The following is an 8232-nucleotide window of genomic DNA, read 5'->3' as shown; positions in this document are numbered from 1 at the left end:
CGGTCTTGCCGACGCCGGCGCCGCCGAACAGGCCGATCTTGCCGCCCTTGGCGTAAGGCGCGAGCAGGTCGACGACCTTGATGCCCGTCACCAGGATCTGCGCTTCCGTCGCCTGATCGGCGAACGCGGGAGCGGACTGATGGATGGCGCGCACCGCTTTGCTATTGACGGGGCCAGCTTCGTCCACCGGCTCGCCGATGACGTTGATGATGCGGCCCAGCGTCTCCTCGCCGACCGGCACCGAGATGGCAGCACCGGTATCGATGACTTCCTGGCCGCGAACCAGACCTTCGGTCGAGTCCATGGCGATGGTGCGAACCGTGTTCTCGCCAAGGTGCTGCGCAACTTCGAGCACGAGGCGGTTGCCGTGGTTCTTGGTCTCGAGCGAGTTCAGAATTTCCGGCAGATGCTCGTCGAACTGCACGTCGACGACAGCGCCCATGACCTGACGAACCTTACCAACCTTGCTTGCCATTTTCCTCTCCAGTCGAATGATCAGGCGATCGACAGCGTGACGGGGATGTTCCCGCGCGTCGCCTTTGAATAGGGACAGATCGTGTGCGCTTCCTCGACGAGAGCCTGCAAAGCGGCCTTGTCCGCGCCGGGAAGCGAAACCGTGAGATCGACGGCGAGCGAGAAGCCGTCGGTGGTGTTGAGCGTCACGTCGGCGGTCACCTTGGCGGCTTGACCGTCGAGCCCGTGCTTCTTGGCTAGCACGAGAATGGCTTGCCCAAAGCACGCGGAGTATCCGAGCGCGAAAAGCTGCTCAGGATTATGACCTTCGCCCGAGCCGCCGAGCTCTTTCGGAAGCGCCATGGCCAACGCGAGCTTGCCGTCCGCGAGGATGGACCGGCCGTCGCGTCCTCCTTTGGTCGTCGCTGTCGTTTTATAGGCCATGTGAGACCATCGCTTTTCTGGGTTTCGAGCTTCGAGTTTGCGTGTCGCCAGCTACTTGCAGAGGTCGGCAGCAGTGACGCTTCCGTCCGGGTTGAAGCACTTCTCGTCGGTTTTCGTGCCGGCAGCCGCATCGGCGCCCGGCACATAGCTGTACTGGCACTTGAAAACGTTCTGCGACGGTGAGGCCGGATCGACGGCGACAGTCGCGCAGGACGTCTTCTTGAAGTCCTTGCAGCCGCCGTTCGCACATTCGGCCAGGCCGGCCTGCATGCTTTGCTCGCTCGGCTCCTCCGGCCCCTTCTGGCCGCAGCCATGAAGAGCCACCGCGAGAATGGCCGTCGCAGCAATCCGCTTCGCGTTCATGTTGACCAACCTCCCTGGCAACGAGCCTCGAACCGACATTAGAGCGCTTCCGCGCCCGAGATGATCTCGATGAGTTCCTTGGTGATGTTCGCCTGACGCTGGCGGTTGTACTTCACCGTCAGCTTGTTGATCATTTCGCCTGCGTTGCGCGTTGCGCTGTCCATGGCGCTCATGCGCGCGCCCTGCTCGGAGGCGGCGTTCTCGAGCAAACCACGGAAGATCTGCGTCGAGAGGTTGCGCGACAGCAGATATCCGAGCACCGCCTCGTCGTCGGGCTCCGTCTCCACCACCGGCTGGGCCGTACCGGCTTTCGCCTCCCCGCCTTCCGGCAGCTTGGCCGGAATGAGCTGCAGCGCCGTCGGCTTCTGCGCGATGACGCTCTTGAACTCGGAGAAATACAGCGTCGCCACGTCGAACTCGCCGGCATCGAACATGGCGAGGATCTTGTTGGCGATCTCTTCCGCATTCGCAAAGCCGAGCTGACGCACGCCGCGCAGGTCGAGCCGCTCGACGATGTTGCGGCCAAGATCGCGGCGCAGGTTGTCCGCGCCCTTGCGTCCGACGGTCACGATCTTCACCGTCTTGCCGGCCGCAAGCAGCTTCAGCGCGTCGGCCCGCGCCAGCTTGGCGATATTCGAGTTGAAGCCGCCGCAAAGGCCGCGCTCCGCCGTCGCCACCACCAGAAGATGGGTCTGATCGCGACCGGTACCGACGAGCAGCGGCGAGGCATTGTCGCGATTGATGCTCTGGCCGAGAGCGGCGAGCACGGCATCCATGCGTTCGGCATAGGGACGCGCGGCCTGCGCGGCCTCTTGCGCACGGCGCAGCTTGGCCGCGGCCACCATCTGCATGGCCTTCGTGATCTTCCGCGTCGCCTTGACGGAGGAGATGCGGTTTCTGAGATCTTTTAAGCTCGGCATGGCGCGCCTTGCTTCCCCTCATCGCGTCTTGCGACGCCGTTGTCCTTACTCCATGGCCGGATCGAACCCGGCCATGGAGTGGTGAAGCCTCGAGCTCAAGCGACGAAATTCTTCGCGAACGTGTCGAGGAATGCGACGAGCTTCTTCTCGGTGTCGTCGCTCATCGCCTTGTCCTTGGCAATGGCGTCGAGAATCGACTTCTCGTCGCGCAGCGCCGTAAGCAGGCTCGCCTCGAACTTGCCAATTGCTGAGACCGGCAGCGGGTCGAGATAGCCGCGCGTGCCGGAGAAGATCACCGCCACCTGCTCTTCCATCTTGAGCGGCGAGAACTGCGGCTGCTTGAGAAGCTCCGTCAGGCGCGCGCCGCGCGCGAGCAGCTTTTGCGTTGCTGCGTCGAGGTCCGAGCCGAACTGGGCGAAGGCCGCCATCTCGCGGTACTGCGCGAGCTCGCCTTTGATCTTGCCGGCAACCTGCTTCATCGCTTTCGTCTGCGCCGACGATCCGACGCGCGACACTGACAATCCGACGTTCACCGCCGGACGGATGCCCTGATAGAAGAGGTCGGTCTCGAGGAAGATCTGTCCGTCCGTGATCGAAATCACGTTGGTCGGAATGTAGGCCGACACGTCGTTGGCCTGCGTCTCGATGACCGGCAGCGCCGTGAGCGAGCCCTTGCCGGAAGCGTCGCCCAGCTTGGCCGCGCGCTCGAGCAGGCGCGAATGGAGATAGAAAACGTCGCCGGGATAGGCTTCGCGGCCGGGCGGGCGGCGCAGCAGCAGCGACATCTGGCGGTAGGAGACGGCCTGCTTCGAGAGGTCGTCGTAGGCGATCACGGCGTGCATGCCGTTGTCGCGGAAGTATTCGCCCATCGTGCAGCCCGTGAACGGAGCCAGGTACTGCATCGGCGCCGGGTCGGACGCGGTGGCAGCGACGACGATCGAGTACTCCAGCGCGCCGCGCTCCTCGAGCACCTTGACGAACTGGGCAACCGTCGAGCGCTTCTGGCCGACCGCGACATACACGCAATAGAGCTTGGCGCTCTCGTCGGTGCCGGCGTTGATCGACTTCTGGTTGAGGAACGTGTCGAGAATGATGGCGGTCTTGCCGGTCTGGCGGTCGCCGATGATCAGCTCGCGCTGGCCGCGGCCGACCGGGATGAGGGCGTCGACCGCCTTGAGTCCGGTGGCCATCGGCTCATGCACCGACTTGCGGGGCAGAATGCCGGGCGCCTTGACGTCGACGCGCTTCCTGGTGTCGGACTTGATCGGGCCCTTGCCGTCGATCGGATTACCAAGGCCGTCCACGACGCGGCCGAGAAGACCCTTGCCGACCGGAACCTCGACGATGGCGCCCGTACGCTTGACGTTGTCGCCTTCCTTGATGGTGCGGTCGTCGCCGAACACGACGACGCCGACGTTGTCGGCTTCGAGGTTCAAGGCCATGCCGCGGATGCCGCCGGGGAATTCGACCATCTCGCCGGCCTGCACGTTGTCGAGACCGTAGACGCGCGCGATACCGTCACCCACCGACAGCACTTGGCCGATCTCGGAAACCTCGGCTTCCTTGCCGAAATTCTTGATTTGATCTTTCAGGATCGAGGTGATCTCTGCAGCCCGGATGTCCATCACTTGACCTCGTCTCTTGGGGCGTTTTCTCTATGTGTTTCTGATCTTGTCACGCACCGGAGGGCGCGCTGTTCGTTTCTTTCTCGGAAGGCGAGCGCCGGTTGGCGTCAAATGCCTCCCTTGAGCGAAAGGCTGAGGTTCGAAAGCTTCGTCTTGAGCGACGAATCGACCATGCGGCTGCCGAGCTTGACGATCAGCCCACCAATGAGGGACGGATCGACCTTTGCGGCCAGCGTCACGTCCTTGCCGACCGTGTCCTTGAGCTGCGCCTTGAGCGCCGCGGCCTGCGCCTCGGTCAGCGGATGAGCGCTGATGACCTCGGCGGTCACCTCCCCACGGGCCTTGGCAGCCAGCGCCACGAACGCGCGCGCCATGCCCGGAGCCGAAAACAGGCGGCGGTTACGGGCCACCAGGCTGAAGAAATTCTTGGCCAGCCCGCCAACACCGGCCTTGTCGAGCACGCTCGAAAGCGCCCGCACCTGATCGTCGGCGGCAATAACGGGGCTTTTGACGAGCCGCTGAAGATCCGGGCTCAGGTCGTAAAGTTGCTGGAATTTGACGAGATCCTGCTCGACCTCGGAGACCTTGTTCTGTTCGACTGCGAGGTCGAATAAGGCGGCCGCGTAGCGCCCTGCCACACCGGCTACGATTGGTTCTTCTGTCGCCACGTCAGGAAATCTCGCGTGCTCAAGGGGTTGGAGGCGCCCCGCGGCCGAAGCCACAGCTAAATTTTCAAGGATGATGCGAGCGGGAAGGACCACGCCGCCGGCGACTTTGCCAGCCCGTACGATCCCCCGACCGAAAACCCGCGGTTCTGTATCATGTACGCCACGATGCTTCAACCGGCCACAGGAGGCTGCAACGACGCAATTCCGCGGCCTTTCATCACCCCACCCCGGCCGCGCCTAAGCGACGCCGCATCGGAGAAAAAATGCCGAACGGCAAGCCTCCCGTAGGATTTCTACGGAGGAGACCCCACATGCCCGGCAAGGCTGCGTGGATCGCGCGGGAAGACCCTGAAATGCGAGCGATGGAGTAATAAGGCAATGAGGAGCACAAGAGTGGCGGCCCTCGCTGCGCTGCTGGCCCTGCCGTTGACGGCAACGGTCGCCGGCGCCGCACCGGCAGCAGCCAACATGGGAAGCGCACTGTCCAAGGTCGATGCGGGGCGGCCCGTCATCCAGATCCACAAGGGCGGTGGCCACGGTCACGGGGGACACGGCCACGGCGGCCATGGCCACGGAGGGCACTTTCACGGCCATGGCGGCGGCCACTGGCACGGCGGCGGCGGACACCACCACCATCATCACTTCCGTCCGCGCTTCTACGGCGGACCGTACTATTATTACGACTATGGGCCTTCGTATTACGACGACGGCTACTACGAGGACGACGACGAGGCCTACGTCTACGCGGACGAAGGCGACGCCGTGGCACGCTGCGAAGCACGCTATCGCTCGTTCGATCGTCGATCCGGAACCTTCCTCGCCAACGACGGACGGCGCAAACTTTGCCCCTATCTGAGATAGCGTAAGGTTGCACAGGCGATACGATACCGAACACGCGCCGGCGGCCTGAAAAAGCTGTCCGGCGCGGCGTTTACGCTCCACCAAGCAACATGAACGGAAGCTGCAAGCCTTGTTCAAGGTGAGTTCAGCCCCCCTCCGTTATCAATCGTTCCAACGTGCCGGGGAGTCTCGGCGCATGGATCGGAACGAAGGGGAACCTGAGATGTCGTTCAAGAAATTCACCACCTCCGCGGCCGTGATCGCCGCCCTTGCCGTCGCGAACCTGAGCCCGCTTGCCACGGCAGCGAGCGCCCACTACGGCCGCTATGGTGGCGGTTACGATCGTGGGTATTCGCGCTACGACGATGGCCCGCGCTACCGTGGCTACGATTACGGCCCGCGCTATCGCTATGGCTACAAGCGCCACCGCCACAATCACGGCAAGGATATCGCAAAGGGCCTTGCGATCGGTCTCGGCGTCCTCGCCGTGGGCACGATCCTGTCGCACGGCCGCTAGTCCAGTCACCTCGCACCCGAGCGCGTGGCCCGCATCGTCCAAGGACGACGGCGGGCCACAAGCGTGTCTGGCCCCACCACGCGCTAGAGAAAATTATAGGGATCGATATCGACGGTGAGGCGCAGATCCCCGCCGATCTTGGGCAGCGCCTCTTCCCACGCCCTGAGATAGCCCTGGATGTTCTTGTCCCGGGGGGCTTTGACCAGCAGGCGCCACCGATGGCGGCCTCGCACGACGGAAATCGGCGCTTCGGCCGGTCCCAGCACCTCGATCTGATCCGCGCGCGGTGCACGCTTCGCAACCTCGCGCGCGAACGTCTCGGCGAGATCCTTGTCGCGCGCCGAGATGACGAGCGCCGCCAGCCGTCCGAACGGAGGCAGCAGCCCCCGCCGGCGCATGTCGATCTCCCGCTCGAGAAAACTCTCCCGATCACCCGAGATGATCGCCGCCATGACCGGATGCTCCGGCATGTGCGTCTGGATGTAGCCGCGCCCCTTCGTCAGCGCGCGCCCCGCGCGTCCCGTCACCTGATGCAGCAGCTGGAACGTCCGCTCGCCCGCACGCGGATCGGCACCCATGGAAAGACCGAGATCGCCGTCCACGATGCCGACCGTCGCCAGCAGCGGAAAGTTGTGCCCCTTGGCGACGATCTGCGTGCCGATGATGATGTCCACGTCTCCGCTCTCGATGGAGCCGATGATGCGGCGCATCTCCTCGAGACCAGGAATGAGATCGGACGACAGAAGCGCGAGCCGCGCCTCGGGAAAGCGCTCTTTGACCTCTTCCGCGACGCGCTCCACACCCGGCCCGCACGCCACGAGCGATCCGACCTCTCCACACTTGGGGCACGCCTCCGGCATCGGCAGCGAGAAGCCGCAATGATGGCAGTTGAGGCGGCGGCGAAAGCGATGCTCGACGAGCCAGGCCGTGCACTGCGGGCATTCGAAGCGATGGCCGCAGCTGCGGCACAGCGTGAGCGGCGCGTACCCCCGGCGGTTGAGAAACAACAGAGATTGCTGCCGGTCTGCGAGCGTCGAGGCCACCGCGTCGACCAGCACCGGCGACAGCCATTGCCCCTTCTCCGGCGGATGCGCCCGCATGTCGATGGGAGAGACGTCCGGCAGCTCCGCGCCCGTAAAGCGTCCCGGCAGCACGATATGACGATAGCGCCCCGTCCGCGCGTTGACGTGGCTCTCGATGGATGGCGTCGCCGAGGCCAGCACCACGGGAAACTTGCCGAGACTGCCACGCACGACGCTCAGATCGCGCGCCTGATAGTGCACGCGGTCGTCCTGCTTGAACCCCGCGTCGTGCTCCTCGTCCACGACCACGAGCCCCAGATCCCGATACGGCAGAAACAGCGCCGAGCGCGCTCCCACCACGACGCGCGCCTCTCCCGTTGCCGCCGCCCGCCACACGCGTCCACGCTCCGGCACCGAAAGGGCCGAATGCCACTCCGCCGGCAGGCATCCGAAGCGCGCCACGAACCGGCTCATGAACTGCCCCGTGAGCGCGATCTCGGGCAGCATGATCAGCGCCTGTCGTCCGTGCCTCAGCGTCTCCGCCACCGCTTCGTAGTAGACTTCCGTCTTGCCCGATCCCGTGACGCCATCCAGCAGCGAGACGCTGAATCCCGCCCCGTGGACAGCCGACACGAGCCCATGCACTGCCTCCGCCTGCGCAGGCGTGAAGTCGGTCGCGCGGTGCTCCGGGTTTGGCTCCGGAAAGCGCCGCTCGGGAATCACCACCTCGACCAGATTGCCGGACGCAACGAGCCCGTCGACGACACCTGTGCTGCAGGTTGCTTCCGTTGCCAGCGCCGACTTGGCCCGGATCTGCCCATCCTTGGCGAGATCCAGCGCACGCCTCCGGGCCGGAGTCATGCGGGTGGGCTCCGCCGCATCCGGCACGATCCTGACGCCGAAGCGCGGCTTCGCCGGCTCGAAAGCCGCCTGCGCGCTCATCATCATACGCACCACCATCCCGAGTGGTGCGAGCGTATATCCCGCGATCCATTCGGCGAACCGGAGGGACGTCAACGGAAGGGGCGGAACATCGAGTCGCTCCGTCAACGCCTTCATCTTCTTGGGATCTACGGGCTTCTCGCTGCCGCCGACCGGAGCATCCCAGACCACGCCGATCCGCGTCTGCGCGCCGAACGGCACCAGCACGAACGCCCCCGGCTCGATGGCGAGGCCGTACGGCACCACGTAATCGTAGGTTTGGTTGAGGGGCGCACCGGGCATCAGCACCGGCGCGAGGACCCGCGCGGCGCTTTCACCCTTTTCATTAAGGCCAAGAAGGCTATCCAAGTGGGCTGCTGCCGGATTAGAAGCTACCAGTACATCAGAACGAGAGCTTAGGCGGAAAGATGGGGCGGGCTGACGGCCGCCCTCACCACC

Annotated in this window: 8 protein-coding genes and 1 pseudogene; 2 read left to right on the top strand and 7 right to left on the bottom strand. The window is 64.7% G+C overall.

The window, feature by feature from the left end:
• From QZV93_RS15140 to QZV93_RS15115, 6 genes and pseudogenes are all read right to left on the bottom strand, one after another.
• Positions 1-475: pseudogene (locus tag QZV93_RS15140) on the bottom strand (F0F1 ATP synthase subunit beta); the annotation flags it as partial.
• Positions 476-495: 20 nt separating this feature from the next.
• Positions 496-897: an organic hydroperoxide resistance protein gene (locus QZV93_RS15135; protein ID WP_295559461.1), complete on the bottom strand. Its 402-nt coding sequence runs from the start codon at positions 895-897 to the stop codon at positions 496-498.
• A 51-nt stretch (positions 898-948) separates the two neighbouring features.
• Positions 949-1260, bottom strand: coding sequence for a hypothetical protein (locus QZV93_RS15130; protein ID WP_295559460.1), 312 nt, complete (start codon positions 1258-1260; stop codon positions 949-951).
• Between the two features lie 38 nt (positions 1261-1298).
• Positions 1299-2180 carry a F0F1 ATP synthase subunit gamma gene (locus QZV93_RS15125; RefSeq protein WP_295559459.1) on the bottom strand — a complete coding sequence of 294 codons (882 nt, stop codon included), beginning with the start codon at positions 2178-2180 and terminating at the stop codon, positions 1299-1301.
• A gap of 95 nt (positions 2181-2275) precedes the next feature.
• A complete protein-coding gene (gene atpA, locus QZV93_RS15120; RefSeq protein WP_295559458.1) occupies positions 2276-3805 on the bottom strand; it encodes a F0F1 ATP synthase subunit alpha in 1530 nt (509 codons plus the stop codon).
• A 107-nt stretch (positions 3806-3912) separates the two neighbouring features.
• Entirely contained in the window at positions 3913-4473 is a 561-nt protein-coding gene (locus QZV93_RS15115; protein WP_295559457.1) for a F0F1 ATP synthase subunit delta, read from the bottom strand.
• A 378-nt stretch (positions 4474-4851) separates the two neighbouring features.
• Between QZV93_RS15115 and QZV93_RS15110 the strand changes: the two genes are divergently transcribed.
• Together QZV93_RS15110 and QZV93_RS15105 are read left to right on the top strand one after the other, a co-directional pair.
• Positions 4852-5334: a BA14K family protein gene (locus QZV93_RS15110; RefSeq protein ID WP_295559456.1), complete on the top strand. Its 483-nt coding sequence runs from the start codon at positions 4852-4854 to the stop codon at positions 5332-5334.
• A gap of 202 nt (positions 5335-5536) precedes the next feature.
• Complete coding sequence (locus QZV93_RS15105) at positions 5537-5830, top strand: hypothetical protein (protein WP_295559455.1); 294 nt, start codon at positions 5537-5539, stop codon at positions 5828-5830.
• 83 nt (positions 5831-5913) lie between these two features.
• On the opposite strand, the gene QZV93_RS15100 is transcribed toward QZV93_RS15105, so the two are convergent.
• Positions 5914-8142, bottom strand: a complete 2229-nt coding sequence (locus QZV93_RS15100; RefSeq protein ID WP_295559454.1) for a primosomal protein N' — start codon at positions 8140-8142, stop codon at positions 5914-5916.
• Positions 8143-8232: the final 90 nt, after the last annotated feature.

Origin of the sequence: uncultured Hyphomicrobium sp. (assembly GCF_902826555.1) — a bacterium.
Taxonomy (GTDB): Bacteria; Pseudomonadota; Alphaproteobacteria; order Rhizobiales; family Hyphomicrobiaceae; genus Hyphomicrobium_C.
The sequence above is the reverse complement of the archived record's forward strand: the minus strand, read 5'-3'. Positions and strand labels throughout refer to the sequence as shown.